The following is a 25,764-nucleotide window of genomic DNA, read 5'->3' as shown; positions in this document are numbered from 1 at the left end:
GTGCCGCGTCGACCATCCGCCGCTCGTTCCTCGCGGCTCCCGCCAGGCCCGCCACGACGCGGCACCACCACCCGCCCCTCCCCGTGCCGGCTCGCCTCGGGTGTCGCTCGCCCGGGCGGGACCGCCACGACGCGGCACCACCCGCCCCTCCGGCGTCGGCTCGCCTCGGGCGTCGCTTGCCCGGGTAGGCGCGCCGTCCGGCGTCGGCTCGCCCTGGGTACGCTCCGGCGCCGGGCCTAGCTGGGCGTCGGGGTGCTGCCGAGGGTGTGCTCGGCGACGGTGCAGGGGTCGGTACCGGCGTCGACGTCGCGCACGCCGCACGCGACGCGACGCATGAGGGTGCGGAAGAGGGCGCGCTCGTCGGGCGCGAGCATGCCGAGCATCTCCTCCTCGGCGTCGTGCACGGCGCCGGCCCAGGCGCCGAGCCGACGGCGGCCCGCGGGCGTCGCGACGACGCGTCGGGCCCGGCGGTCGGCGGGGTTCTGCTGCCGCTCGACGAGTCCTGCGGCGACGAGGTCGTCGACGAGGTAGGTCATGACGGTCCGGTCGATGCCGTGGTGCTCGGCGAGCGCGAGCTGGGTGGGGTGGTCGCCCTGCGCGACGGTGACGAGCACCTGGTAACCCCGCGCGCCGTGGGGGACGTCCTCCAGCGCGTGCTCGACCGTCGCACGGTACGCGCGCAGGAGGACGCCCAGGTGCCAGCCCAGGTCCTCCAGGCGGCCGGGGAGCTCGGTCGGGCGCGTCGTGGCGGTCGTCGTGCTCGTGCTCATCGGCCCAGCCTACCGCGGGAATGCTGTTGCACCATCTATCTGTTACCGATACGTTCTGTCAGACAACGCATTCTGAGATCGCGAGGAGCCATGCCCGACTACGGTCACGACCTGCGCTTCGGGTCCTTCGTCACGCCGTCGGCCGCGGCGCCCCACCAGGTGGTCGCGCTGGCCGAGCTCTCCGAGGAGGTCGGCCTCGACCTCGTGACGTTCCAGGACCACCCCTACCAGGCGGCGTTCCTCGACACGTGGACGCTCCTGTCCTGGGTCGCCGCACGCACCGAGCGCATCCGGCTCGCGGGCAACGTGCTCAACCTGCCGCTGCGCCCGCCGGCCGTGCTCGCGCGGTCCGTCGCGAGCCTCGACCGCCTCTCCGGCGGGCGCGTCGAGCTCGGTCTCGGCGCGGGCGGCTTCTGGGACCCGATCGTCGCGATGGGCGGCGAGCGCCTCACGCCCGGCGAGTCGGTCGACGCCCTCTCCGAGGGCATCGACGTGATCCGGGGTCTGTGGGACACGTCGACGCGCGAGCGTCTCGTCGCGGGCGGTGCGCACCACCACGTCGACGGCGCCAAGCGCGGTCCCGCGCCCGCGCACGACGTCGAGATCTGGGTCGGCGCGCTCAAGCCGCGCATGCTGCGCCTCGTCGGCGCGAAGGCCGACGGCTGGCTCCCGTCCCTGCCGTACCTCCAGAGCTTCGAGGCCCTCGCGCGGGGCAACGCGACGATCGACGCGGCCGCCGAGGACGCGGGCCGCGACCCGCGCGCGGTGCGACGTCTGCTCAACGTGGGCAGCGGCTTCAGCGCCGACGGCGGCGGGGGATTCCTCCGGGGCTCGCCGCGCCAGTGGGCCGAGCAGATCGCCGAGGTCACGCTCGAGCACGGCGTGTCCACGTACGTCGTCATGGGCGACGACCCGACGACGCTCGCCGTCGTGGGCCAGGAGGTCGCGCCCGCGGCGCGCGAGCTCGTCGCGGCCGCGCGCGGGGTCCCCGCGCCGGCACCGGCGGGTCCGGACGGCGCGACGGCGGACGGCGAGGTGCGCGCATGACCGACTACGGCCACCCGCTCCGGTTCGGCACGTTCGTCACGCCCTCGGCGCAGGACCCGGAGGCGACGGTCGGGCTCGCGCGCCTCGCCGAGGACCTCGGCTACGACCTCGTGACGTTCCAGGACCACCCGTACCAGCCGCGCTTCCTCGACACGTGGACGCTGCTGTCGTACGTCGCGTCCGCGACGGAGCGCATCCACGTCGCGCCCGACGTCGCCAACGTGCCGATGCGACCGCCGGCCGTGCTCGCGCGCGCCGCGGCGAGCCTCGACCTGCTCTCGGGCGGTCGCGTCGACCTCGCGCTCGGCGCCGGGGCGTTCTGGGACGCCATGGTCTCGATGGGCGTCGACCGCCTCACCCCGGGCGAGTCGGTCGACGCGCTGGCCGAGGCGATCGAGGTGATCCGCGCGATCTGGGGCGAGGACGGCGAGAGCGAGCTGTTCGTCCCCGGGCGCCACCACCGCCTCGACGGCGCGACGCCCGGGCCGGGCACGACGCGCCGCATCCCCGTGTGGCTCGGCGCGCTCGGGCCGCGCATGCTGCGGCTCGTGGGGGAGAAGGCCGACGGGTGGCTGCCCTCGCTCGGACGCGTCGGCCTCGACGGCCTGCGCGCGGGCAACGCGCGCATCGACGCCGCGGCGACCGCCGCGGGGCGCGACCCGCGCGAGATCACGCGCCTGCTCAACGTCTCCGGCACGTTCGACGACGCCGACGGCGCGAACGGCCTCGGCGGGGCGCCCGACCTGCACGGCGCACCCGCGGCGTGGGTCGACCGCCTGCTGCCGCTCGTGCTCGACGAGGGCGTCTCGACGCTCGTCCTCGCGACCGACGACGAGCGCACCACGCGCCGGTTCGCCGAGGAGGTCGTCCCCGCGCTCCGCGAGCAGGTCGCGCACGAGCGCGCCGCGCGCGGGACGGACACGTCGCGCGTCGTGCCGCTCGCCGTCCGGGCCGCGCGCCGCGACGGCATCGCCTACGACGAGATCCCGTCCACGCTCGCAGAGCACGCGGTCGAGCCCGGCGACGCCGCGTACGCGGGCGTGCGCTCGAACTACCTGCGCGGCGGGTCCCCGGGGCTCGTGCTGCGGCCCCGCGACACCGCGGAGGTCGTCGAGGCGCTCGCGTTCGCGCGCGCCCAGGCCATCACCCGCGACGTGCCGCTGTCGGTGCGCTCGGGCGGCCACGGCATCAGCGGGCGGTCGACGAACGACGGCGGCGTCGTCGTCGACCTCGGCGCGCTCGACACGATCGAGGTGCTCGACGACGCCGCGCGCCTCGTGCGCGTCGGTCCGGGCGCGCGCTGGGGCGAGGTCGCGGCCGCGCTCTCGCCGCGCGGCTGGGCGATCACGTCCGGCGACTACGGGGGCGTCGGCGTGGGCGGCCTCGCGACCGCGGGCGGCATCGGGTTCCTCGGCCGTGCCCACGGCCTGACGATCGACCACGTGCGCGCGGTCGAGCTGGTCCTCGCCGACGGGTCGGTCGTGCGCGCGAGCGACGACGAGAACCCGGACCTGTTCTGGGCCGTCCGCGGCGCGGGCTCGCAGGTCGGGATCGTCACGTCGTTCGACCTCGTCGCGGACGAGGTCGCGGGCGTGGGGTTCGCGCAGATGGTGCACGACGCGTCCGACCTCGCGGGGTTCCTCGAGCGCTGGGGCGCGACGGTCGAGGCGGCGCCGCGCGACACGACGAGCTTCCTCCTCGTCGGGCGCCCGCGCCCGGGGCAGCCGGTCGTCGCGCAGTCGATGACGATGGTCGACTCGGACGACCCGGACACGGTCCTCGCGCGGCTGCAGCCGTTCGCGGCGATCGCCCCGCTGCTCGCGCAGGCGACCGCGCAGATCGTGCCGTACGACGCCGTCGTCTCCGCGCCCCAGCCCGGGTCGCACGGCGGCCAGGGCGAGCCCGTGTCGCGCTCGGGCCTGCTGGAGCACCTCACGCCCGAGGCGGCGGCCCGGCTCGCGGGCCTCGTCCTGAGCGGGGACACGTACTTTTTCCAGATCCGCTCCACGGGCGGCGCGGCGGAGGACGTCCCTGCGGACGCGACGGCGTACGCGCACCGGTCGGCGCGCTTCTCGGTCGTCGCGATGGGCGCGAGCCGGTCGCGGCTCGACGCGCGGTGGGACGCGCTCGCGGACGTGTTCGACGGCATGTACCTGAGCTTCGACACCGACCGGCGCCCCGAGACGCACGCGGCGCGCCTCGCCGACGCGTTCCCGCCCGCGACGCTCGACCGGCTGCGCGAGATCAAGCGCCGGGTCGACCCGGCGAACGTGTTCCGCGACAACCTCCCGGTCCTCGGACCGGACCCGGTCGACGCGGAGGCGGCCGTCCGTTAGGGCCGGGCCGACGTCTCCTCGCGGGGTGACGGCTCGGGGTGCGGCGTCGTCGTCGGAAGGGGCGGCGGCGCGGCCGGTTCTCTCGCCGGCTCGGACGGCGCCCCGGCCGGACGACGACGCACCGTGAGGACCGCGTGCACGGCGAGCCCCGCGAGGATCGCCCAGAACGCGGCGCCGACCCCGGCGACGACGGTGCCGCTCGCGGCGACGAGGAACGTGACGACGGCGGCCTCGCGCCCGCGCGGCTCGGCGACCGCCCCCGCGACCGCCGCCCCGAGCGTGCCGACGAGCGCGAGCCCGGCCGCGGCCTCGACGAGCCCGGCGGGCGCCGCGGCGACGAGCGCGGCGAGCCCCGCGGAGCCGACGGCGAGCACGAGGTACGCCCACCCGGCGGTGTGCGCGGCGACCCAGCGGCGGCGCGGGTCGGGGTGCGCCTCGGGACCTGCGGCGAGGGCGGCCGAGATCGCGGCGAGGTTGATCGCGTGCCCGCCGGCGGTCGCGCCCGCGAGCGTCGCGAGACCGGTGACGGTCATCGCCTCGCGCCACGGGACGCGGTAGCCGAACGAGGCCATGACCGCGACGCCCGGGACGTTCTGCGACGCCATCGTCACGACGTAGAGCGGCACGGCGAGCCCGACGACGGCCTGCCACGAGAGGGCGGGGGTCGTGAGGTCGAGGCGCGGGACGGCGTCGGACCAGGCGAGCGTGCCGCCGTCCACGGCCTCGTACCCGACGACGGCCAGCGTCACGGCGAGCGCGGCCGGTGCCGCCCAGCGCGGCGCGACGCGCAGCAGCACGAGCCACGTGAGCACGACGGGCGCCACGAGGAGCGGCGTCGCGACGAGCGACCGGACGGGCGCGAGGCACAGCGTGAGGAGGACGCCCGCGAGCATCGCCTGGGCGATCGGCGCGGGGATCGCGGCGACGAGGTCGCCGAGGCGCGGCCACAGCGCGGTGAGCAGGACGAGTGCGCCGACGACGCAGAACGCGCCCACCGCGGCGGGCCAGCCACCCGTGACGGCGCCGGTGCTCACGAGGAGCGCGGCGCCGGGCGTCGACCACGCGAGCGTGAGCGGCGTGCGGTGCCGCCACGTGAGCCACAGGATGCCGGCGCCCTGCGTGACGCACAGCGCGAGGAGCCCGGACGCGGCCTGGTCGGGCGTCGCCCCGACGGCGCGCAGCCCCGCGAGCACGACGGCGAACGAGCTCGTGAAGCCCACGAGCGCGGTGACGAGCCCGGCGAGGACGGGGCGCAGGCGGTCCGGTGCGGGGTCCATGCTGCTCCTGGTGCGGCGAGGCGAGCGTTCCGTGAACGGAACGCTACCAGGCGCCGCGAGCACCGTGCGCGGGTAGGCTGCGGCTCGTGAGCGACGGGGCGGGGCGTGCGGGTGCACGGTCGCAGGGGGACGCCGCGGCGGTCCCCCGCGGCGCGGCCGAGCGCCCGGGCGGCGACAACCTCGCCGCGGTCGCGGCCCAGATCCGGGCGCTGCGCGCCGAGCGCGGGCTGTCGCTGTCGGCCCTCGCGGCGGCCGCGGGCATCGGCAAGGGCTCGCTCTCCGAGATCGAGCACGGCGCGCGCAACCCGACGCTCGCCACCCTGTACGCGCTCGCCGGCGCTCTCGGCGTCCCCCTCGCGACGCTGCTCGCCGAGCGTGCCGGCTCCGAGGTCTCCTCCGAGGGCGTGACGGCACGCCTGCTCGACGCCCACCACCTGCCGGACGGCACGGCCGTCGAGGTCTACCACCTCCACCTCGAACCCCACGCGGACCGCACCTCGCCGCCGCACGGGCCGGGCGTCGTCGAGCACCTGCTCATCACGCGCGGCCGCCTGCGCGCGGGGCGGCACGGCGCCGAGGCGGTGGTCCAGGAGGGCGACGAGCTCCGGTGGGTGTCGGACGCCGACCACTCCTACCGCGCGCTCGACGGCGCCCCCGTGGACGCGGTCCTCGTCATCCGCACCCCGTCGCGCGACGCGTAGTCACCGGGACCGGGCCCGCGCCGAGTCCGCGTCAGCGCCGCAGGTCGGGGACCCAGGCGTCGGTGGTGAACCCGGACGGCGCGCCGGGCGACCACGGCGCGGGCGCGGGGTGCGGCGTCCGGACGAGGAACGCGCGCCGGGCCGCGAGCATAAGGTCGAGCAGCGCGCGGCGCTGGCCCTCGACCCGCCACGCCTCGACGGCGCCCCGCGCGACGCGGTCGTGCAGGAGCGCGAGCTCGGTGGCCGCCTGCTGGTAGTCGCGCATCGCGTGCGCGGCCCCGGCGCCGCTCGTGCGCCGTGCCCAGTCGCGCGCCTGGCGTCGCGCCGCGAGCGTCGAGAGCATCGCGAGGTCCGCGGGCGTGACGAGGCCGGTCGGCACGTAGGGCACGAGCTGGCGCTGGATCGTCGCGACGGTGCGGCGTCGGTCGCGCACGAGCACGACGACGAGCGTGACGAGCACGCCGAGCCCCGCGAGGTAGGCGACGCCGAGCGCGAGCGGGCCGAACCCGGTCGACGCGTTCCACAGCATGTGGAGCGCGATCGCCGCGACGAGGCCGCCGAGCGGCGCGAGGACGCGGCGCGGGCCGGGCGGGCTCGTGGCCGCGCTCGCGACGCCGAGACCGGTGAGCGCCGTGCACAGAGGGTGCAGCAGGGGCGTGACGAGCGCGCGCAGCACGAACGTGGGGCCGAGCGTGCCGTCCTGCGCGGCCATGATGAAGTACGTGACGTTCTCGACGGCCGCGAAGCCGAGCGCGACCATCGCCGCGTAGATGACGCCGTCCGTCCAGCCGTCGATCTCGTGCCGGTGGAACCAGAGCATCCCGAACAGCACGGCGCCCTTGAGGATCTCCTCGACGAACGGCGCCCCGAACGACGCGACGACGTACCAGCCGACCTCCTCGCCGAAGAGCGGCGCGGTGAGCAGCTCGAGGCCGAGCGTGTTGAGCACGCCCGCGACGAGCGTCGCGATGCCGGCGCCCCAGAGGAACGCGACGACGAGCGCGCTCGGCGGCTCCGGCTCCAGGCGGTCGAGCGCGAGGACGACCGGGACCCAGATCCCCAGGGGGACGAGCGCGAGCAGGAGCCCGACGGTGAACGTCCCGACCCCGGACAGGGCCGCGAGGACGAGGCCGACGAGCAGGCACAGGCTCGCTACGGCGATCGTGACGATGACCCCGACGCGCGCGCGGCCCGGGGGCCGGCCCTCCAGGACGGCGCGCGGGTCGAGCGGCACCGCGGCCGCGCCGGGGTGCGGCGGGTGCGGCTGCTGCCGGTGGGGCGGGGGGACGGGGCCGCTCGGCGGGAAGGTCACGGGCGCCAAGGCTACGCACCCGGGCGGCACCGGGAAAGGCGCTGCCCGGGTGCGGCGGCGCGCGGGGGTCGGCCCCGCGCGGGGTGGCTACGCCGCGACGTCGTAGCCCGTGCGGAGCCCGCCGCGGCGGCGGACGGTCGCGTCGTCGGGCACGATCTCGTCGGCCGGGACGACGGCGCCGGGCTCGACGAGCACGCGCCGCCCGACGCGTGCGCCGCTGCCCACGCGGGCGCGGTCGCCCACACGGGTCTCCGGCGCGAGGCGGACGTTGTCGCCGATGCGCACGTCGCGGCCGAGGACCACGTCGTGGTCGACCCAGCTGCCGTTCCCGAGCCGGCAGCCCGGGCCGACGACGGCCCCCTTCTCGACGTAGGTGCCCGTGCCCACGGGGACGGACTCGGGCACGCGGGCGTGCGGCGACACGAGGCCGCCGCCGGTGTGACGCACGTAGTGCATGATCTCGCCGTAGTCGTTCTCGACCTGGACGCGGCGGGCGAGGCGGGCCATGTGACCTCCTCAAGGTCTGTCGGCAGGATTCTGCTGACATAACGTCGCGGAGGCCCCCAGGATTCCGACGCGGCGCAGGCCACGCCTCAGGCGGCGCGCGTGGTGCCGCGCACGACGAGGGTCGTGGGGAGGCGCACGTGCGTCTCGCGCGCCGTGCCCTCGACGAGCTCGATCACGAGGCGCAGCGCCTCGGCGCCCATGCGGTGGATCGGCTGGTCGACGGTCGTCAGGGGCGGGGTGGTGAGCGCCGACTCGGGCACGTTGTCGAAGCCGACGACCGAGACGTCGTCGGGCACGCGCAGGCCGAGCTCCGCCGCGACCTCCATGGTGCGGATCGCGGAGAGGTCGTTCGCGGCGAAGACCGCGGTGGGGCGCTCGGGCAGCGAGAGGAGCTCGTGCGCGGGGGAGTCCGCGAGGTCGGGCCGGTAGCCGCCGACGCGCACGAGCTCGGGGTCGAACGGGACGCCCGCCTCCGCGAGCGCCTCGCGGTACCCCTGCTCGCGCAGCCGCGCGGACTCGAGGTCGGGGCGGCCGCCGAGGAAGCCGATCCGGCGGTGGCCGAGGGCCAGGAGGTGCGCGGTCGCGGCGCGCGCCCCCTCGAGGTTGTCGGAGTCCACGGTGGGCGGGCCGGACGGGCCGCGGTGGGGGTCGACGGCGACGACGGGGATCGCGGTGTCGGGCGCGACGACGGTCGGCGTCACGAGGATCGCGCCGTCGATGAGGGTGCCGCCGAGCCGGGAGAGGTAGCGCTGCTCCCAGCCGACGCGGTCGTCGCGGCGCAGCCCGCCGGAGTAGGCGAGCAGCTCGTACCCGGTGCCGTCGACGGCCTCGGAGATGCCCTTGAGGAGCTCGGTCGAGAAGGGCTCGAACTCGGCGACGAGGATGCCGATGACGTTGGTGCGGCGGCTGCGCAGGCTGCGCGCGACGATCGACGACTCGTAGCCGAGGCGGCCGATGACCTCCTGGACGTGGCGCGAGGTCTCGGGCGCGACCCCGTAGCGGCCGTTGATGACCTTGGAGACGGTCGCGACGGAGACGCCGGCGGCGCGCGCGACGTCGCCGATCGTCACTCTTCCCGTGGAGCGCATGGGGAGACAGTAGCCCCTGGTGGTGGCGACGCACGGCCGCGACGAGGCGTGGCGGCCATCGTTTGTAAAACGTTATCGATATCGATTGACACGACTCCGCCGCGACTGCCAGAGTCGTTTTCGGCGGCCCCGACGCGGAGGCGGCCCGGCGCGCTCCAGCAGCGCGCGCCCCTGCGACTCGACGAAGAGGACGGAACGATGAAGTCTCGGAAGCTCCTGGCGGTGTCCGCCGTCGCGATGGCGAGCACCCTCGTGCTCACGGCCTGCGGAGGCGGCGGCGACTCCGGCTCGGAGGACGGCTCGGTCTCGATGACGTTCTGGCACAACTCCACCACCGGTGAGGGCAAGGCGTACTGGGAGGAGACGGTCGCGGCGTTCGAGGAGGCGAACCCCGGCGTCACGATCGACATCCAGGCCATCCAGAACGAGGACATGGACGGCAAGCTCCAGACCGCCCTCAACTCGGGCGACGCGCCCGACATCTTCATGGCGCGCGGCGGCGGCAAGCTGGCCGACGTCGTCGAGGCGGGTCAGGCGCAGGACCTCACCGACGCGATCGACGACGCGACGAGGGAGGCGGTGGGCGAAGCGGGGATGAGTGCGTTCACCGTCGACGGCAAGGTCTACGGCATGCCGGTCGCGATCCTGCCCGGCGGCATGTACTACAGCGAGGACCTGTTCGAACAGGCCGGCGTGAGCGCCCCGCCCACGACGATCGGCGAGCTCGAGGGCGTCGTCGACCAGCTCAAGGCGGCCGGCATCGCGCCCATCGCGCTCGGCGCGAAGGACGCGTGGCCCGCCGCGCACTGGTACTACTTCTTCGCCCTGCGCGAGTGCTCCCAGGACACCATCAACGAGGCGGCCGCCTCGCGCAGCTTCGACGACCCGTGCTGGCTCGCGGCCGGAGAGGACCTCCAGGCCTTCGCCGAGACGGAGCCGTTCAACCAGGGCTTCCTCACCACCTCGGCCCAGCAGGGCGCGGGCTCGTCCGCAGGCATGATGGCCAACCACCAGGCGGCGATGGAGCTCATGGGCGCGTGGAACCCCGGTCAGATCGCGTCCCTCACCCCGGACGAGAAGCCGCTGCCCGACCTGCAGTGGTTCCCGTTCCCGGAGGTCGAGGGCGGTGACGGCGAGCCCGGCGCGATGATGGGCGGCGTCGACGGCTTCTCGTGCTCGGCCCAGGCCCCCGCGGAGTGCGGCGAGTTCCTCAACTTCATCATGACGAAGGAGTCGCAGGAGGCGTACGCGACGGCGTTCCACACGCTCCCCGCGAGCAAGGAGGCCCAGGGCGTCGTGACCGAGCCCGCGCTCGTCTCCGTGCTGGAGGCTTACAACGAGGCGCCGTACGTCACGGTCTGGCTGGACACGCTGTTCGGGCAGAACGTCGGCAACGCGCTCAACACGTCGGTGGTCAACATGCTCGCCGGCAAGGGCACCCCGCAGGACATCGTCGACACGACGAACGCCGCCGCGGCCAAGGAGTAACCACAGCCATGAGCGTGTCCCAGGGCGAGACCTCGCCGATCACGACGACGCCCGAGGACCGGGCCGGGGGCGGCGCCGGCGCCGTGCAGGGGCCGCCCCCGGCCGCCGCGGCGCCGGCCCGCCGGCCGCGCCGCGGCCGCTGGGCCCAGCGCGCGGAGATCGCGGTGCTCACCGGGCCCGCGCTCGTCGTCTTCCTCGCGTTCGTCATCGTCCCCGTGGTGATGGCGGCGTACTACGGGTTCTTCAAGTGGAAGGGCTTCGGCCCGCCGACGGACTTCGTCGGGCTCGAGAACTACCTGACGATCTTCCGCGACCCCGAGTTCCTCGCGGCGCTGCGGCACAACGGGTTCATCCTCGTGATGTCGCTCGTGCTCCAGGGCCCGATCGCCGTGGTCGTCGCGCTCATGCTCAACCGGCGCATCCGCGGGCGCTCGATCGTCCGCGTGCTGGTGTTCGTGCCGTACGTGGTGTCCGAGGTGATCGTCGGCACGGGCTTCAGCCTCATGCTCTCGACGACCGGCGCCGTGAACGACCTGCTGGAGAAGATCGGCCTCGGGTTCCTCGCGGTCGACTGGCTCGCGGACCCGGACGTCGCGATCTGGACCCTGATGCTCATCATCACGTGGAAGTACATCGGCTTCGCCGTGATCCTCTTCCTCGCGGGGCTCCAGGGCATCCCGGACGAGCTGGGCGAGGCGGCCGCGATCGACGGCGCCTCGTACTGGAAGACGCAGCGCTACGTCACGCTCCCGCTGCTCGGGCCGACGGTCCGCATCTGGGCGTTCCTGTCGATCATCGGCTCGCTGCAGCTGTTCGACCTCGTCTACATCATCTGGGGCCAGTACGTGGCCTCGACGGCCGGCACGTCGACCATGGCGACGTACATGGTCGCGAACGGCCGCAACGCGGGGAACTACGGGTTCGGGTCCGCCGTGGCGGTCGTGCTGTTCCTCATCTCCCTCGCGGTGGCGCTCGTGTACCAGCGGTACGTCCTGCGCCGCGACACCGAGGGCGCGATCACGGAAGGGAAGAAGTGATGGCCACCGTCACCGCCGCACCCGCACCCGAGCGCGCACCCGGCGTCAAGGCCCCCAAGGAGCCGCGCGGCTCCGGCATCGGCCGGGGCGGGCCGCTCACGTACGTCGTCGCGTGGCTCCTCGTGGGCGTGTGCCTCGCCCCGATCGCGTACATCGTGATCGGCGGGTTCCGCACGAACGCGCAGATCACCGCCGACCCGTCGGGACTGCCCGACCCGTGGCAGGTCGTCAACTACGTCGAGGTCATGACGAGCTCGCTGTTCTGGCAGCAGCTCGGGAACTCGGTCGTCGCGGCGCTCCTGACGACGCTCGGCGTCGTCGTGCTCGGACTCATGGCGAGCTACGTCATCGCGCGGTACTCGTTCGCGGGCCGTGGCGCGCTGTACGCGCTGTTCGCCGCGGGCCTCATGTTCCCCATGACGGTCGCGATCACGCCGCTGTACATCATGATCCGCACGCTCGGCCTCATGAACACGGTCGGCGGGCTCGTGCTCCCGCAGATCGCGTTCGCCCTCCCGACGACCGTGATCATCCTCGTGCCGTTCCTGCGCGCGATCCCGCGCGAGATCGAGGAGGCGGCGTCCATCGACGGCGCGAGCCGGCTCGGCTTCTTCTTCCGCATGGTCGTGCCGCTGTCCCTGCCGGGCGTCATCACCGTGGGGATCCTCGCGTTCGTCGCGAGCTGGAACAGCTACATGCTCCCGCTCTTCATCCTCAACGACGAGACGTCGTACACGCTCCCGCTGGGCGTGCAGGCGTTCGCGTCGCAGTACTCGGTGGACACGGCCCGCGTGCTCGCCTTCACGTCCCTGTCGATGATCCCCGCGCTCGTCTTCTTCTCGCTGTTCGAGCGGCGCATCGTCGGCGGCCTCACCGGGGCCGTGAAGGGCTGACCGCCCGCCCGTCCGCGCACCCGCCCTGCCCCGCGCCCCGCGCGCGGGGCAGGGCCACCCATCGAAGGAGAACGGTCCCGTGACCGACGTCGTCCCTGCCGTCCCGACGGCACCCACCGGCGCCCCCGAGGCGCGCGCGCCGCGCGTCGTCCCGCCGCAGCAGCCCACGGTCTCGGAGCGCGTGCGCGCGCTCCACGCCCGCATGACCCTCGAGGAGAAGCTCGCGCAGCTCGTCGGCTACTGGCTCGACCAGAACGGCACCGTCGCGCCGATGCAGTCGGAGATGACGGCGGGCCAGCAGGACGGCGGCAGGCTCGCCGAGATCACGCGGCACGGGATGGGGCACTACACGCGCGTCTACGGCACGCGGCCCGTGGACCCGGCGGAGCGCGCGGCGTGGCTGTGGGCGGAGCAGCGCCGGCTGCAGCGCGAGACGCGCCTCGGGATCCCCGCGATCGTGCACGAGGAGTGCCTCACCGGGCTCGCCGCGTGGCAGGCCGCGACGTACCCGACGCCGCTCGCGTGGGGCGCGTCGTTCGACCCGGAGCTCGTCGAGGAGATGGCGCGCGAGGTCGGGGAGTCGATGCGCGCGCTCGGCGTGCACCAGGGCCTCGCGCCCGTGCTCGACGTGGTGCGCGACCCGCGCTGGGGCCGCGTCGACGAGTGCGTCGGCGAGGACCCGTACCTCGTGGGGACGGTCGGCACCGCGTACGTGCGCGGCCTGCAGGACGCGGGCGTGCACGCGACGCTCAAGCACTTCGTCGCGTACTCCGGCTCGCACGCGGGCCGCAACCACGCGCCCGTGAGCGCAGGCCCGCGCGAGGTCGCGGACGTCTACCTCCCGCCGTTCGAGATGGCCGTGCGCGACGGCGGCGCCCGGTCGGTCATGGCGTCGTACGTCGACATCGACGGCATCCCGCTGCACGCGAGCGAGGAGTACCTCACCGAGGTGCTGCGCGAGCGGTGGGGCTTCGACGGCGTCGTCGTCGCGGACTACTTCGGCGTCGCGTTCCTCGAGGTCATGCAGCGCGTCGCGGCGGACCGCGGCGAGGCCGCCGCCCAGGCCCTGCAGGCCGGGCTCGACGTCGAGCTGCCCACGGGCGACGCGTACCTCGAGCCGCTCGCCGAGCGCGTGCGCTCGGGCGCGCTCGACGAGGCGTGGGTCGACCGCGCGGTGCTGCGCCTGCTCGGCCAGAAGGAGGAGCTCGGGCTGCTCGACCCGGACGCGTACGCCGACGAGCCGCCCGCGCGGATCGACCTCGACACCCCGCGCCAGCGCGCCACGGCCCGCCGCCTGGCGCAGGAGTCGCTCGTGCTGCTCGCGAACGACGGCGTCCTCCCGCTCGTGCGGCCCCGCGCGGACGGCGCGGCGGGCGCCCCGCGGCGGATCGCCGTCGTCGGGCCCAACGCGGACTCGTCCGAGGCGCTCATGGGCTGCTACTCGTTCGTCAACCACGTGCTCGCGCACCACCCGGGCACCCCGGCGGGCATCGAGCTGCCCACGGTGCTGGAGTCGCTGCGCGACGCGCTCGCCGGCGCGGGCACCGAGGTCACGCACGCGGTCGGGTGCGCGGTCGACGGCGACGACGTCTCGGGCATCCCCGCGGCGGTCGACGCCGCGCGGGGCGCGGACGTCGCGGTCGTCGTCGTGGGCGACGAGGCGGGCCTGTTCGGCCGCGGCACCGTGGGCGAGGGCAACGACGTCGAGTCGCTCGAGCTCCCCGGGGTGCAGCGGCGCCTCGTCGAGGAGGTCGTCGCGACGGGCACGCCCGTGGTCCTCGTGCTCCTCACGGGCCGCCCGTACGCGATCGGCTGGGCGATCGAGGACGGCGCCGCGCCGGCCCGGCCCGCCGCCGTCCTGCAGGGCTTCTTCCCGGGCGAGGAGGGCGGCCGCGCGGTCGCGGACGTGCTCCTCGGCGCGGTCAACCCCTCGGGCCGCCTGCCCGTGACGCTCCCGCGCGCGGCCGGTGCGCAGCCGTACTCCTACCTGCAGCCGGTGCTCGGCGGTCCGTCCGACGTCACGTCGGCCGACCCGACGCCCGTGCGCCCGTTCGGGTTCGGCCTGTCGTACACGCGGTTCGCGTACGCGGACCTCGAGGTCGACGCGGGCGTGGCCGCGGGCGGGACGTTCGCCGCGGCGGTCACCGTGACGAACACGGGCGACGTCGCGGGGACGGACGTCGTGCAGCTCTACGCGCGCGACGTCGCCGGCTCCGTGCCGCGGCCCGTCGCCCAGCTCCTCGGGTACGCGCGCGTCGAGCTCGCCCCGGGCGAGTCGCGGCGCGTGACGTTCCGCGTCCCGACGACGCGCCTCGCGTTCACCGACCGCCGCCTCGTGCGCGTGGTCGAGCCGGGCGACGTGCAGGTCTGGGTCGGCGCGCACGCGGGCGCGGTGGACGCCGCGCCCGCCACGGACGACCTCGGGTCGACGACGGGCGGCGCGATCGTCAACGAGTCCGCGCCCGCGCAGCGCCGGGTCGTTCCCGGCGCGGCGACGCCGCGCGCGACGCTCGCCGTCACGGGGCCCGTGCACGAGGTGGGCGCCGCGGACGAGCGGATCGTCGCCGTCGAGGTCTCCGCGCTCGCCGACGCGGGGGAGCGCGCGTGACGCGGGTCGAGAACCCGGTCCTGCCGGGCTGCTTCCCCGACCCGTCGATCTGCCGTGTGGGCGACGACTTCTACCTCGTCACCTCCACGTTCGAGTACCTGCCGGGGCTGCCGGTGCTGCGCAGCCGCGACCTCGCGACGTGGGAGCACGTGGGCGACGTCGTCGACCGGTCGGGGCAGCTCGACTACGACGGCATCCGCTCGTCGGGCGGTCTGTTCGCCCCGACGCTGCGCCACCACGACGGCACGTTCTGGCTCGTGTGCACGCTCGTGGACCCGGACGACGACGCGCGTGGCGGCAACTTCGTCATGACGGCGACGGACCCGGCCGGCCCGTGGTCCGACCCCGTGTGGCTGCGCGACGAGGAGGGGGCGCGCGTCGCGGGGATCGACCCGTCGATCTTCTTCGACGACGACGGCCGCGTGTGGCTGCACGGCACGCGCCTCGCGCCCGAGCCGGAGTGGTTCCACCAGACCGAGGTGTGGGTGCGCGAGCTCGACCCCGCGACGTGCACGCTCGTGGGTCCGGAGCACGTCGTGTGGACGGGGGCCGTGCGCGGCGCCGTGTGGGCCGAGGGCCCGCACCTGTACAAGGTCGACGGCACGTACTACCTGCTCGCGGCCGAGGGCGGCACGGACTTCCACCACGCGGTGTCGGTCGCGCGCGCGTCGTCCGTGACCGGGCCGTACGAGGGGAACAAGGCCAACCCCGTCCTCACGCACCGCCACCTCGGGCGCGGCGTGGACGTCGTCGGCGTGGGGCACGCCGACCTCGTCGAGGCACCCGACGGGTCGTGGTGGGCCGTGCTGCTCGCCATGCGGACCTACGGCGGCTACCACTACCCGCTCGGCCGCGAGACGTTCCTCGTGCCCGTGGTGTGGGAGGACGGCTGGCCGGTCCTCGCCCCCGGGGAGGGCCGCGTGCCCGACGCCGTCGAGGTCCCGTTCGCGGTCGCGGCGCCCCGGACGGCGGTCCAGGGCGGGGCGAGCGGCGTGGTCGGCCCGGACGACCCGCGGTGGTCCGGCGTGCGCGCCCTGCCGCGCGACGTCGCGACGCCCGCCGGCGAGGGCTGGGACCTCGCGGCGCGCCCGACGACGCTCGCCGAGCCGGGCGCGCCCGCGTTCCTCGGGGTGCGCCAGCAGCACCGCGACGTCGACGTGACCGTCACGTTGCGCGTGCCGCAGGTCGAGGGGGAGCGGGCGGGCGTCGTCGTGCGGCAGTCCGAGGACGACCACGTGCGGCTCCTCGTGGACGGCGGCCCGGGCGGGTCGCGGCGCGTCGTCGCCGTGCACCGGCGCGGCGGCTCCGACGAGGTCGTCGGCACGGCGACGCTCGACGCGGCGCCCGGGGACCCGGTGACGCTCGGGCTGCGCGTGCGCGGCCAGGACTACGCCCTCGTCGCCGGTCCGGCGGGCGGCGAGCCCGGCGGACCGGTCGGCACGCTCGCGACCGTGGACGGCCGCACGCTCGACAGCGCCGCCGCGGGCGGGTTCCTCGGGCTGTGGCTCGGCGTGCACGCCACGAGCGAGGGCCGCCCGACGTCGTCCGTCGTGCGCGTGGACCGGTTCGCCTACGAGCCGGTGGGCTGACCCGCCCTCCGCGCGTGCGGGCCCGACGGACGGGGATACCGTCGGGGCATGTCGAGCGAACGGACGCGGACCGAGGTGGATCTCCTGGGGTCGAAGGAGGTCCCCGCGGACGCCTACTACGGCATCCACACGGTTCGCGCCGTCGAGAACTTCCGCATCTCCGGGACGACGATCAGCGACGTCCCGGAGATGGTCCGCGGGATGGTCATGGTCAAGAAGGCGTCCGCGCTGGCGAACCGCGAGCTGCGCACGATCCAGCGCGACGTCGCCGACGCCATCGTCGCCGCGTGCGACGAGATCCTCGTGCACGGCCGGTGCCTCGACCAGTTCCCCGTGGACGTGTTCCAGGGCGGCGCGGGCACGAGCGTCAACATGAACACCAACGAGGTCGTCGCCAACCTCGCGCTCGAGCTCGCGGGCTTCGCCAAGGGCCGCTACGACGTCATCAACCCGAACGACCACGTCAACCGCTCGCAGTCGACCAACGACGCCTACCCGACGGGGCTGCGCCTCGCGGTGCACGAGCTCGTGGGCCGCCTCCAGGACGAGGTGCGGCGCCTGGAGCGCGCGTTCGACGAGAAGGCGTCCGAGTTCGCGGACGTGCTGAAGATGGGCCGCACCCAGCTCCAGGACGCCGTGCCCATGAGCCTCGGCCAGGAGTTCGCGGGCTTCGCCGTGAACGTCGGCGAGGAGGACCGCCGGCTCCAGGTCGCGAGCGACCTCCTGCTCGAGGTCAACCTCGGCGCGACCGCGATCGGCACCGGCCTCAACACCCCGCCCGGCTACCCCAAGGTCGCGACCCGCCGCCTCGCCGAGGTGAGCGGCCTGCCGACCGTGCCGGCGGAGAACCTCGTCGAGGCGACGTACGACAACGGGGCGTACCTCGCGGTGCACTCGGCGCTCAAGCGCCTCGCCGCGAAGCTGTCCAAGATCTGCAACGACCTGCGCCTGCTCTCGTCCGGCCCGCGCGCGGGGCTCGGCGAGATCAACCTTCCCGAGCTCCAGGCCGGGTCGTCGATCATGCCCGCCAAGGTCAACCCCGTGATCCCCGAGGTCGTCAACCAGGTGTGCTTCAAGGTCATGGGCAACGACGTGACCATCACCCACGCCGCCGAGGCGGGGCAGCTCCAGCTCAACGTCATGGAGCCGGTGCTCGCGCAGGCCATGTTCGAGTCCCTGCACCTGCTCACGCAGGCGTGCGTCGCGCTGCGCACCACGTGCGTCACCGGCATCACCGCGAACGTCGAGGTGTGCCGCCGGCACGTGCTCGACTCGATCGGGATCGTCACCTACCTCAACGAGATCATCGGCCACCGCAACGGCGACCTCGTGGGCGCGGAGGCGGCCCGGACCGGGAGGTCGGTGCGCGACGTCGTCGTCGCGCGCGGCCTGCTCACGGCCGAGGAGGTCGACGCCGTGCTGACGACCGAGAACTTCCTGCGCCCCCGCTACACCGGCCGCTACTACGACCCGGACGAGCGCGGCCTGCCGCCGCGCGGCGAGGAGGGCGAGTCCTCGCGCGTCGTCGAGTCGGACGACGCGACGGGCGCGCCGTCCGACCCGGAACCCGAGGGCTGACGGCCGCCGAGAGCCCGCACGATCCCGCTCAGGCCCGTGCTCACGAACGTGCTCACGACCGCGCGAGGTCGTGCACCGCACGGTCGATCGGTGGGCGGAGGTCGAGGCCCGGGTCGACGGTGAGGCGGTGCAGGAGCAGCCCGTCGCACAGCGCCATGAGGGCGCGGGTCGCCGGCACGGGGTCGGGGACGCCGGCGTCGGCGACGATCCGCTCGGTCCAGCGCTCGAACGCGCGGCGCTGCTGCCGCAGGGGCTCGCCGAGCTCGGGGTCGCCGGAGAGCTCGAGGAAGAGCGCGTAGCGCGCCCGGGTCCGCGTGGCGTACGGCCCCGCCTGCGCCTCGGTCATGGCGCACAGGCCGTCGACCAGCGCGTCGACTCCGGTGATCTCCGGCATCGACCCCGGGTCGAAGTCGGCACGCTCGCGCTCGGCGATCCAGTCGCCGACCCCGGCGAGCAGGGCGCGGCGCGTGCGGAACCAGTTCGACGTCGACCCCGGGGGGAGACCGGCGCGCCGGTCGACCCGGGCGTGGCTCAGCGCGCGCACCCCGTCTCTGCCGAGCACCTCCACCGCCGCGTCGAGCGCTCGTTCCCGTGTGGCCGCGGCCATGGACTCCCTCTCTCGGCAGGTCTACTATGAACATAGTAGTCCGGTCGCACGAAGGAGTCGCCATGACTACGCCGCAGCCCACCACCCGCCCCGGCCACGTCGAGGGCTGGTCGCCCCCGCTTCCTGAGGCTCCTGGCTTCGCCCACGACCTCGTCGAGACGCCCGGCCTGCGCACCCACGTCGCGAGCATCGGCACGGGGGACCCCGTCGTCATGCTGCACGGGTTCCCCGAGCACTGGTGGCAGTGGCACGCGGTCGCGCCCGCCGTCGCGGCCGCCGGCTACCGCGTCCTGTGCCCGGACCTGCGCGGCGCGGGCTGGACCACCGCCGACGACCCGCGGATCGACCGCGAGACCCGCCTGCGCGACCTGCTCGCCCTCCTCGACGCGCTCGGGGTCGAGCGCGCCCACCTCGTGTCCCACGACATGGGCGTCATCACGGCGATGCAGCTCACCTACGACCACCCCGAGCGCGTGCGCACCGCCGTGCAGCTCTCCGTGCCGCCCGGCTTCTTCCGGTTCAGCCCGAGGCTGCTCCCGGCGTTCGAGCACCTGCCGCACCTGATCTGGCACCGCCGGGGAGCGTCGCTGCGCGGGACCTTCTCGCCCCGGTACGCGGCCCGCCCGATGTCGCGCGAGACCGTCGACGCCCACCTCGCACCGTTCGCCCGGACCGAGATCGACGCCGCGGTGCGACCGCTCACGCGCCGCATGGTCGTGGCCGAGGCCCTGCGCATGATGCGTGGCGCCTACCGCACGCGGCGGCTCACCGTGCCGACCCTCGTCGTCTACGGCCGCCGCGACCTGCCCACGACCGAGGAGCTCATGCACCGCATCTGCCCCGACCCGGACCGCTACGCCGACCGCCTCGAGCTCGCGTGGGTCGACGACGCCGCGCACTTCATCACCGACGACGCCCCCGCGGACGTCGCCGCGCTCACGGTGGACTGGTTCCGGCGCGCCGCGTGACGTGCGCGGTCAGGACCGGACGCGGACGGCCCGCAGCGCGACGCCGACCGCGAGCACGGCCGCGCCCGCCACGACGCTCGCGAGCGGGAGCGTCACGACGAGCGCGACGCAGCCGACGGCGCCCAGCGCCTGCAGCGCGCGGGGGTACCGGCGGTGCGGGGCGCTCTGGCGCAGCGCCGAGAGGTTCGCCACGAGGTAGTACACGAGCACCCCGAACGACGAGAACCCGATCGCGCCGCGCAGGTCCGTCGTGAGCACGAGCACGACCACGACCGCCCCGACGGCGAGCTCGGCGCGGTGCGGCCCCCGGTGCACGGGGTGCACCGCCGCGAGCCACGCGGGCAGGTCGCCCGTGCGGGCCATCGCGAGCCCGGTGCGGCTCACCCCCGCGAGGAGCGCGAGGAGCGCGCCGGCGCTCGCGGCCACCGCGCCGACGCTCACGACCGGCCCGGCCCACGTCCACGACCCGGCGGCGACGGCGTCGGCGAGCGGTGCGGCGGACGCGGCGAGCCGCGCGGGCCCGAGCACGGCGAGGAGCGTGACCGCCACGACGGCGTAGAGCACGACGACCGCCCCGAGCGAGAGCACGACCGCGCGCGGGATGGTGCGGCGCGGGTCGCGCACCTCCTCGCCGAGCGTCGCGACGCGCGCGTACCCGGCGAACGCGAAGAACAGCAGCCCGGCGGCCTGGAGGACGCCGTACCAGCCGCCGTGCGCGCCCTCGGGGTCGAGGACGGCGGACCACCGCGGCGTCGTCCCCGCGAGGCTCGCGACGACGGCCGTCGCGATCGCCACGAGCGCGACGGCGACGATCCCGCGCGCGAGGCGGGCCGTGCGGGTCACGCCGCGGTACCCCACGGCCGTGAGCAGCACGACCGCCGTCGCGGCGACGGGCCGCTCCCACCCGGGCGGGGCCGCGTAGGCGGCGAGCACGAGCGCCATCGCCGCGCAGCTCGCCGTCTTGCCGACGACGAACCCCCACCCGGCGAGGTAGCCCCACCAGGGCCCGAGGTGCTCGCGCCCGTAGACGTACGTGCCGCCCGACGTCGGGTGCTGCGCCGCGAGCTGCGCCGACGACGTCGCGTTCGCGTACGCGACGACGGCCGCGACGGCGAGCCCGACGAGGAGGCCGGTGCCCGCGGCCGCGGCGGCGGGTGCGAACGCGGAGAACACGCCTGCCCCGACCATCGACGCGAGCCCGACGACCACGGCGTCGGTCGTGCCGAGCCGGCGCGCGAGGGAGGGCTGGTCCGCGGTGGAGGTCACCCGCACAGCGTGCCAGCACCAGCGGCGACGGGTGCGCCCGGGGCGTGCGCGGTCGGTGCCCGGTGGCGAGCGACGCGGGGCGGTTCCTATCGTGGGGGGCGGCCGAGGCGCCGCAGGGGGCACCGGCTCGTGAAGCAGTCCGCGGCCGGTGCACCTCTCAGGCACCGACCCGGACTCCCGGCCCCCTGCGACGACGCCTCCCGCCCCTCCTGTAGGTTCTCGCGGTACCTGTCGGAGGTCCGGTGCTGTGACCTGCGGATTCGCAGTAGCGTGTCGTAGCCGGATTCTCACTAGCGTGGCGGAATCCTCAGCGTCGAGTGACGGGATCCGCCGATCGGCGAAGTCGGGGTCCACCGACCTGGCGGCTATCCGCCGACAGGATTTGGGCGGTGTCGTCCGGGACGTGGTTCGGGTCTTGTGCCATGGTGTCCGCGGAGGTGCGCAATGACGACGGCGTGGGTAGTGCGTGAGGGTAAGTACGGCGAGAGAGAGGCCTGGTCGATCGCCAACGGCCTCTCCGGCGGCGGCTGGCACGAGCTTCCCGACCTAACCCCGTGCAAGACGCGAGGCGACGTGGGTGAACTGGTCGCCGAGGTGTTCGGGGACGCGAAGCCGGGAACAGTCGCGAACTACACCGGCCAGCTCCACGCGTTGCGGCATCGCATTAGCCCTGGCGACTTGATGGTGCTGCCTGCCAAGGACGGCACGATAGCCCTCGGATGGGTGACGAGCGGGTACGAGTACCTCGAACACGAGGAGCTGGATCGCCGTCACGTCGTGCGTGTGGACTGGAAGGTCACCGACCTCCCACGCAGCGCGGTCAAGCAGGACTTGCTGTACACCTTGGGCAGCGTGCTCACCGTGTTCGCACCTTCACGACACAACGCCGTGGCTCGTCTCGAGTCGCTCCTGGCGACAGGAACGGACCCAGGGCAGCTGACGACTGAGTCTGGTGCCGCGGCGGCTCCAAGCCAGAGCGACGACTCGGTCGACGATCCTGAGACGCAGACGGACATCGTGCAAGTGGCGCGGGACCGCATCATGACACGCATCTCTGAAGAGTTCGTTGGTGACGGGCTAGAGCAACTCGTGCTGGCGATCCTCGAAGCGGAAGGGTTCACCTGCCGTAAGTCTGCGATCGGCGCGGACCGAGGCATCGACATCATCGCGGGTCGGGGGGTGCTCGGGATGGAGTCACCAAAGATCGTGGTTCAGGTGAAATCGGGTGGCCAGGTCGCCGACAGCGTCGTGCGAGATCTGAGCGGCGTAGTGCACGAGCAGGATGCGGATCATGGTCTCCTGGTCGCTTGGGGCGGGCTGACGAAGCCCGCTCGCGACTCCGTCTACAAGCAGCAGTTCAGGATCCGAGCCTGGACCGCCGACGAGGTCGTCGACGCAGCCATGCGCGTGTACGACCGCCTCCCGGACGACGTCCAGTCTCGCCTCCCGCTACAGCGGGTCTGGATGCTCGTGGAATAGCGGGACCACCGGCGTTGGGCACGACGAGGCCAATAGACCGAGGGCCTTCGGGAATCGTGCCGACGATTCGCGCGGGACCACCAGGCATTGAGGGTCATGTCGGACGGTAGCCCTAGCATCGGGCTGTGACGTGGCGCCCTGGCATTCCCGTATCCGATCCAATCGTCGCGGAGGAGTTTGCGGCTTGGCACATGGTGCGACTGGGCTATCTGGATGCGGTACGCACTCCAACCGGAGCAGACGGAGGCATCGACGTCCGCGCCTTGACAGCGATCGCGCAGGTGAAGCGAACCGCCTCCCGAGTTGGGAGACCTGACGTCCAACGGCTCGCAGGAGCTCGAGAAAGCAGGGGTCATCTGAGTCTGGTCTTCTACTCAAAGTCAGGGTATACCCGCGAAGCCGGACTCAGTGCCGAGGAGTTGCATATGGCGCTCTTCGTATATGACGAGGCTGGTAGGGTCGCCTCCTGTAATCGGTGGGCAGCAAAACTTGAAGCCTCGGCTAGGGCGCGGCGGATTCGAAACAGGAGGAAGGTGCGTGTCGTTCGCCGAGGTGATTATCTTGCGGCTCTCTCCTGACAGTGCCCGCGGGTCTGCCCTTAGTTCTGGAGCGCTCGGAGCAGCCTCTCTCGATATGGGCGATCTTTCTTGCTTCCGCCGTGGTTTTCCTTTCGATCAACCTGCTGGTGGCCGCAACCTGGACCAGAGATCTTCTGCGTTCTCTTAAAAGCGAGCTCGACCATCATTGCGAAGATTTAGATTCCGTTACAGATGCGCGCCACCTCGACTCCGTAAATCCGGCGCGGGGCACGATGAATATGTGGCCATTCGTGAGGACAGGTGCGCTGAGTGACATCGATGGCTCATCCGACGAACACGCGTAGCCAGCGGCTCGGTGCTTCAGGCCACCAATTCCATTGCTCCGGGCGCTCTCGACTAGGCGAATCTCCCACCTGATGGTGACGGAGACGTGTCCCGTACTGCCGTAGTCGGCGGTCGGCTCGAGTCTCGAGGCCCGACGGTCGCGAGCTTCCGCACTTCCATCGGGCTGCAAGTGCCGTGACGCGCCGACCGAGCCGGACCTACTCGGGAAGCGGCCAGCCCTCCGTCGCGACGCGATCACGCCAGTAGCTCGCCGCATCTCGTCCGCTCGCCATGGCTGTGAACTCCCCCGTCCTCCTCGCGAGCTCGATCGCGGGCTCTGTGCCATCGACAAAGGACTCGAGCGCGAGGTGGAGCCCAGTGCTTCCGAGGAACTCGGCATACTCACGGACCGAGCGCACGACGGCGACGTTCGTGGGATTGCCATGCTCCAGCGCGTTCCGAACTCGCCGCCGGCGTGCTTGGAGAACCTCGCCTTCGACGGCGTACGTGTCAGCGAGTGCACGGTATACGACGGGGTCGCTGATGCTCGCGAACATCCGGGCGACCCACGTACGCTCGTGTTCGAGCCGGCACAGCGAGAGGAAGTCGACCGCGCGGTCCGCGAGCAGCAGGACCCAGGGCTGCGTCGGGTGTGTCGAATAGAGTTCTCTCGTCAGCTCGGTGCGAAGCGCATCGTCATGACCTCCTCCGACTAGGCACATCCCTGACGCGACACGGAGGTCGGTCAGCCAACGGACGTGCGCCCACCGCTTCCCGAGCAAGTCGAACAGATCGTTCGGCCCCATCGAGGCGTGCGCCGCCACATGCTGCACGACGCGGTCCGAGAGAGGGATGACTGCCCTGATGTCGGCATCTGATGGCGGCCTCAGTGCCATGTCGCGGCTGAACGGGCGGTCGGCGGTCGTCTGCACCTCGATCGCTGCGGCAAGGAAGGAAGGGAGCTCCTCACGTGCAAGCGCCTCAGCGATGCGCGGGGCGTGGCGCTGGATCGCCTCAGTGGTGATGCCAGCACCGTAGGTGTCGTTGGGGAACCCCGTCGTCTTGTGTACCGCGTAGTGCCCGACACTGGCAGGCTTGCCTGAGCGAAGCACGGCGTGCTGGGCGAGCTGTGGCAAGATCCCGCCCGTTCGGTGGATGGAGATGTTCCAGATCGCGGCGATGATCTCGGTCGCCCGCTCGATCGCGTCTGCTGGCGTCGTGACGCCGAGATCGACACGGACGAGGGTGTCGACGTCGGACTCTTCGTCGACAAGCTTCGCCACCTGAAAGGTGTGCCTGTCCTGGACCAGTTCCCACAGTTCCGCCTTGTGCGGGAATTCGAAGCGCCCGGGCTCGGCGTTCGGTACCGTCCAGTGCGCGTCGTAGATGGAGACCCGGCCCGCCTCGAGGTGCTGATGGATGCGCCCCTTGTAGCCGAGCCACACGACCGTCGGCTCCGTGGTCGCGGCTGTCCCGACAAGGGAACGCGCTCGGGCAAGGCGCTGGTCGAGCGGGGTGTCCCTCACCCCGAGCGGAACGTCGCCGACGTCACGCCCGAAGGCGACGATCGACACCAGCTCCCCGAACACCGTACTTGCCTGGAGCCCGCGCGCCCGGATCTGCTCGAACAAGAGCTCTGCGATCGGCCGGTACTCCCGGCCAGCGAGCGTCTGGTCCTGGGCGACAGCGACGAGGTCGTCCCAACAGGCGCGCGTGGCCTCATCGGTTCTCAGCGCGATCAGGAGGTCTGCCGCGGTCCTCGAGACGTCGGCCCAGGCAGGATCCGTACGCGTGCCGGGGGACTGCTGGAGGATCGACTTCGGGCTCGAGACGAGCAGGGATAGGGCTGACTCGAACGCCGCGAGCGGCGCAGCGATGAACGTGCGAAGCGACGGCCCGACTTTGCCCGTTGACTCGTCCAGGTCCCGCTGCAGCGACTCGCGATTCGGCCGAGGAGCCCAGGCGTCGGGCCCGCTCGCAAGCTGCACCCACGCGGCGATCTCGCTCACGATCACCGTGAGCGGTAGGACCGCACTGGTGCCGTGGCCCCGATCGAGCGAAGACGTGAGCGACTTGATCCAGTCCGGGTCGTCGGGCGACCAGTGATCGCCGAGGTTGTAGTCGATCATCATAGCAAGTACGTAACCCATCCGTTTGGTCCGACCCCGATCGTCCTCATGCTGGACGAGCCCTGCCCATGGTGCACCTGCGAGAGCTACCGGGATGCCTACTCTGATCGCAGGTTCCGACGAACCGGCGGATCAACGGGGCGCTGAATCGCCCTGGGTTTGTTGGAGGTTCCTGACCTTGGAAACGAGGATGGAGCCATGCCGAAGGAGCAGACGCCGGG

At 73.5% G+C, this 25,764-nt stretch carries 20 protein-coding genes; 12 read left to right on the top strand and 8 right to left on the bottom strand.

What is annotated here, in order from left to right:
• Positions 1–236: 236 nt before the first annotated feature.
• Complete coding sequence (locus GYH36_RS15380; RefSeq protein WP_024841520.1) at positions 237–770, bottom strand: MarR family winged helix-turn-helix transcriptional regulator; 534 nt, start codon at positions 768–770, stop codon at positions 237–239.
• 90 nt (positions 771–860) lie between these two features.
• Here GYH36_RS15380 and GYH36_RS15375 point away from each other — a divergent pair, with 90 nt between their 5' ends.
• A complete protein-coding gene (locus tag GYH36_RS15375; protein WP_162290298.1) occupies positions 861–1,817 on the top strand; it encodes an LLM class flavin-dependent oxidoreductase in 957 nt (318 codons plus the stop codon).
• Positions 1,814–4,153: an LLM class flavin-dependent oxidoreductase gene (locus GYH36_RS15370; RefSeq protein WP_162290297.1), complete on the top strand. Its 2,340-nt coding sequence runs from the start codon at positions 1,814–1,816 to the stop codon at positions 4,151–4,153. The genes GYH36_RS15375 and GYH36_RS15370 overlap by 4 nt, the downstream gene beginning before the upstream one ends.
• On the opposite strand, the gene GYH36_RS15365 is transcribed toward GYH36_RS15370, so the two are convergent.
• Positions 4,150–5,430: a benzoate/H(+) symporter BenE family transporter gene (locus tag GYH36_RS15365; RefSeq protein ID WP_162290296.1), complete on the bottom strand. Its 1,281-nt coding sequence runs from the start codon at positions 5,428–5,430 to the stop codon at positions 4,150–4,152. The two genes, GYH36_RS15370 and GYH36_RS15365, sit on opposite strands and share 4 nt — an antisense overlap.
• 86 nt (positions 5,431–5,516) lie before the next feature.
• Here GYH36_RS15365 and GYH36_RS15360 point away from each other — a divergent pair, with 86 nt between their 5' ends.
• Positions 5,517–6,131: a helix-turn-helix domain-containing protein gene (locus tag GYH36_RS15360; RefSeq protein WP_024841516.1), complete on the top strand. Its 615-nt coding sequence runs from the start codon at positions 5,517–5,519 to the stop codon at positions 6,129–6,131.
• A gap of 31 nt (positions 6,132–6,162) precedes the next feature.
• Here GYH36_RS15360 and GYH36_RS15355 read toward each other — a convergent pair whose 3' ends face one another.
• The 3 genes from GYH36_RS15355 to GYH36_RS15345 all read right to left on the bottom strand — a co-directional run bounded on the left by GYH36_RS15355 (position 6,163) and on the right by GYH36_RS15345 (position 9,038).
• Positions 6,163–7,443: a PrsW family intramembrane metalloprotease gene (locus GYH36_RS15355; RefSeq protein WP_231492876.1), complete on the bottom strand. Its 1,281-nt coding sequence runs from the start codon at positions 7,441–7,443 to the stop codon at positions 6,163–6,165.
• 87 nt (positions 7,444–7,530) lie between these two features.
• Positions 7,531–7,950, bottom strand: coding sequence for an LbetaH domain-containing protein (locus GYH36_RS15350; RefSeq protein WP_024841514.1), 420 nt, complete (start codon positions 7,948–7,950; stop codon positions 7,531–7,533).
• A gap of 86 nt (positions 7,951–8,036) precedes the next feature.
• A complete protein-coding gene (locus GYH36_RS15345) occupies positions 8,037–9,038 on the bottom strand; it encodes a LacI family DNA-binding transcriptional regulator (protein WP_024841513.1) in 1,002 nt (333 codons plus the stop codon).
• Between the two features lie 198 nt (positions 9,039–9,236).
• On the opposite strand from GYH36_RS15345, the gene GYH36_RS15340 reads away from it, so the two are divergent.
• The 6 genes from GYH36_RS15340 (at position 9,237) to aspA (ending at position 18,231) form a co-directional block, all read left to right on the top strand.
• Positions 9,237–10,526: an extracellular solute-binding protein gene (locus tag GYH36_RS15340; protein WP_162290295.1), complete on the top strand. Its 1,290-nt coding sequence runs from the start codon at positions 9,237–9,239 to the stop codon at positions 10,524–10,526.
• An 8-nt stretch (positions 10,527–10,534) separates the two neighbouring features.
• Entirely contained in the window at positions 10,535–11,563 is a 1,029-nt protein-coding gene (locus tag GYH36_RS15335; protein ID WP_115943315.1) for a carbohydrate ABC transporter permease, read from the top strand.
• A complete protein-coding gene (locus tag GYH36_RS15330) occupies positions 11,563–12,456 on the top strand; it encodes a carbohydrate ABC transporter permease (protein ID WP_024841510.1) in 894 nt (297 codons plus the stop codon). Before GYH36_RS15335 ends, GYH36_RS15330 begins: the two co-directional genes overlap by 1 nt.
• A 79-nt stretch (positions 12,457–12,535) precedes the next feature.
• Complete coding sequence (locus tag GYH36_RS15325; RefSeq protein ID WP_376739832.1) at positions 12,536–15,064, top strand: beta-xylosidase/alpha-l-arabinosidase; 2,529 nt, start codon at positions 12,536–12,538, stop codon at positions 15,062–15,064.
• Positions 15,061–16,653: a glycoside hydrolase family 43 protein gene (locus GYH36_RS15320; RefSeq protein ID WP_162290294.1), complete on the top strand. Its 1,593-nt coding sequence runs from the start codon at positions 15,061–15,063 to the stop codon at positions 16,651–16,653. The genes GYH36_RS15325 and GYH36_RS15320 overlap by 4 nt, the downstream gene beginning before the upstream one ends.
• Positions 16,654–16,701: 48 nt before the next feature.
• Entirely contained in the window at positions 16,702–18,231 is a 1,530-nt protein-coding gene (gene aspA, locus GYH36_RS15315) for an aspartate ammonia-lyase (protein ID WP_162290293.1), read from the top strand.
• Positions 18,232–18,283: 52 nt separating this feature from the next.
• Here the strand turns inward: aspA and GYH36_RS15310 are convergent, their stop codons facing one another.
• Positions 18,284–18,838, bottom strand: coding sequence for a TetR/AcrR family transcriptional regulator (locus GYH36_RS15310; RefSeq protein WP_162290292.1), 555 nt, complete (start codon positions 18,836–18,838; stop codon positions 18,284–18,286).
• Between the two features lie 62 nt (positions 18,839–18,900).
• Between GYH36_RS15310 and GYH36_RS15305 the strand changes: the two genes are divergently transcribed.
• Positions 18,901–19,806: an alpha/beta fold hydrolase gene (locus GYH36_RS15305; protein WP_162290291.1), complete on the top strand. Its 906-nt coding sequence runs from the start codon at positions 18,901–18,903 to the stop codon at positions 19,804–19,806.
• A 9-nt stretch (positions 19,807–19,815) separates the two neighbouring features.
• Here the strand turns inward: GYH36_RS15305 and GYH36_RS15300 are convergent, their stop codons facing one another.
• Positions 19,816–21,072, bottom strand: coding sequence for an APC family permease (locus tag GYH36_RS15300; RefSeq protein ID WP_312028666.1), 1,257 nt, complete (start codon positions 21,070–21,072; stop codon positions 19,816–19,818).
• Positions 21,073–21,516: 444 nt separating this feature from the next.
• Here GYH36_RS15300 and GYH36_RS15295 point away from each other — a divergent pair, with 444 nt between their 5' ends.
• Together GYH36_RS15295 and GYH36_RS20480 are read left to right on the top strand one after the other, a co-directional pair.
• Positions 21,517–22,551 carry a restriction endonuclease gene (locus GYH36_RS15295; RefSeq protein ID WP_162290290.1) on the top strand — a complete coding sequence of 345 codons (1,035 nt, stop codon included), beginning with the start codon at positions 21,517–21,519 and terminating at the stop codon, positions 22,549–22,551.
• Positions 22,552–22,676: 125 nt separating this feature from the next.
• On the top strand, positions 22,677–23,129 hold the full coding sequence (locus GYH36_RS20480) for a restriction endonuclease (protein WP_162290289.1): 453 nt from the start codon (positions 22,677–22,679) through the stop codon (positions 23,127–23,129).
• A 503-nt stretch (positions 23,130–23,632) separates the two neighbouring features.
• Here GYH36_RS20480 and GYH36_RS15285 read toward each other — a convergent pair.
• The gene (locus GYH36_RS15285; protein ID WP_162290288.1) at positions 23,633–25,546 is read right to left on the bottom strand and encodes a hypothetical protein; all 1,914 of its coding nucleotides are present in this window, start codon (positions 25,544–25,546) and stop codon (positions 23,633–23,635) included.
• Positions 25,547–25,764 lie beyond the last annotated feature (218 nt).

Origin of the sequence: Cellulosimicrobium composti, from assembly GCF_010287905.1 — a bacterium.
Taxonomy (GTDB): Bacteria; Actinomycetota; Actinomycetes; order Actinomycetales; family Cellulomonadaceae; genus Cellulosimicrobium; species Cellulosimicrobium composti.
This window is presented reverse-complemented; position numbering and strand designations above follow the sequence as displayed.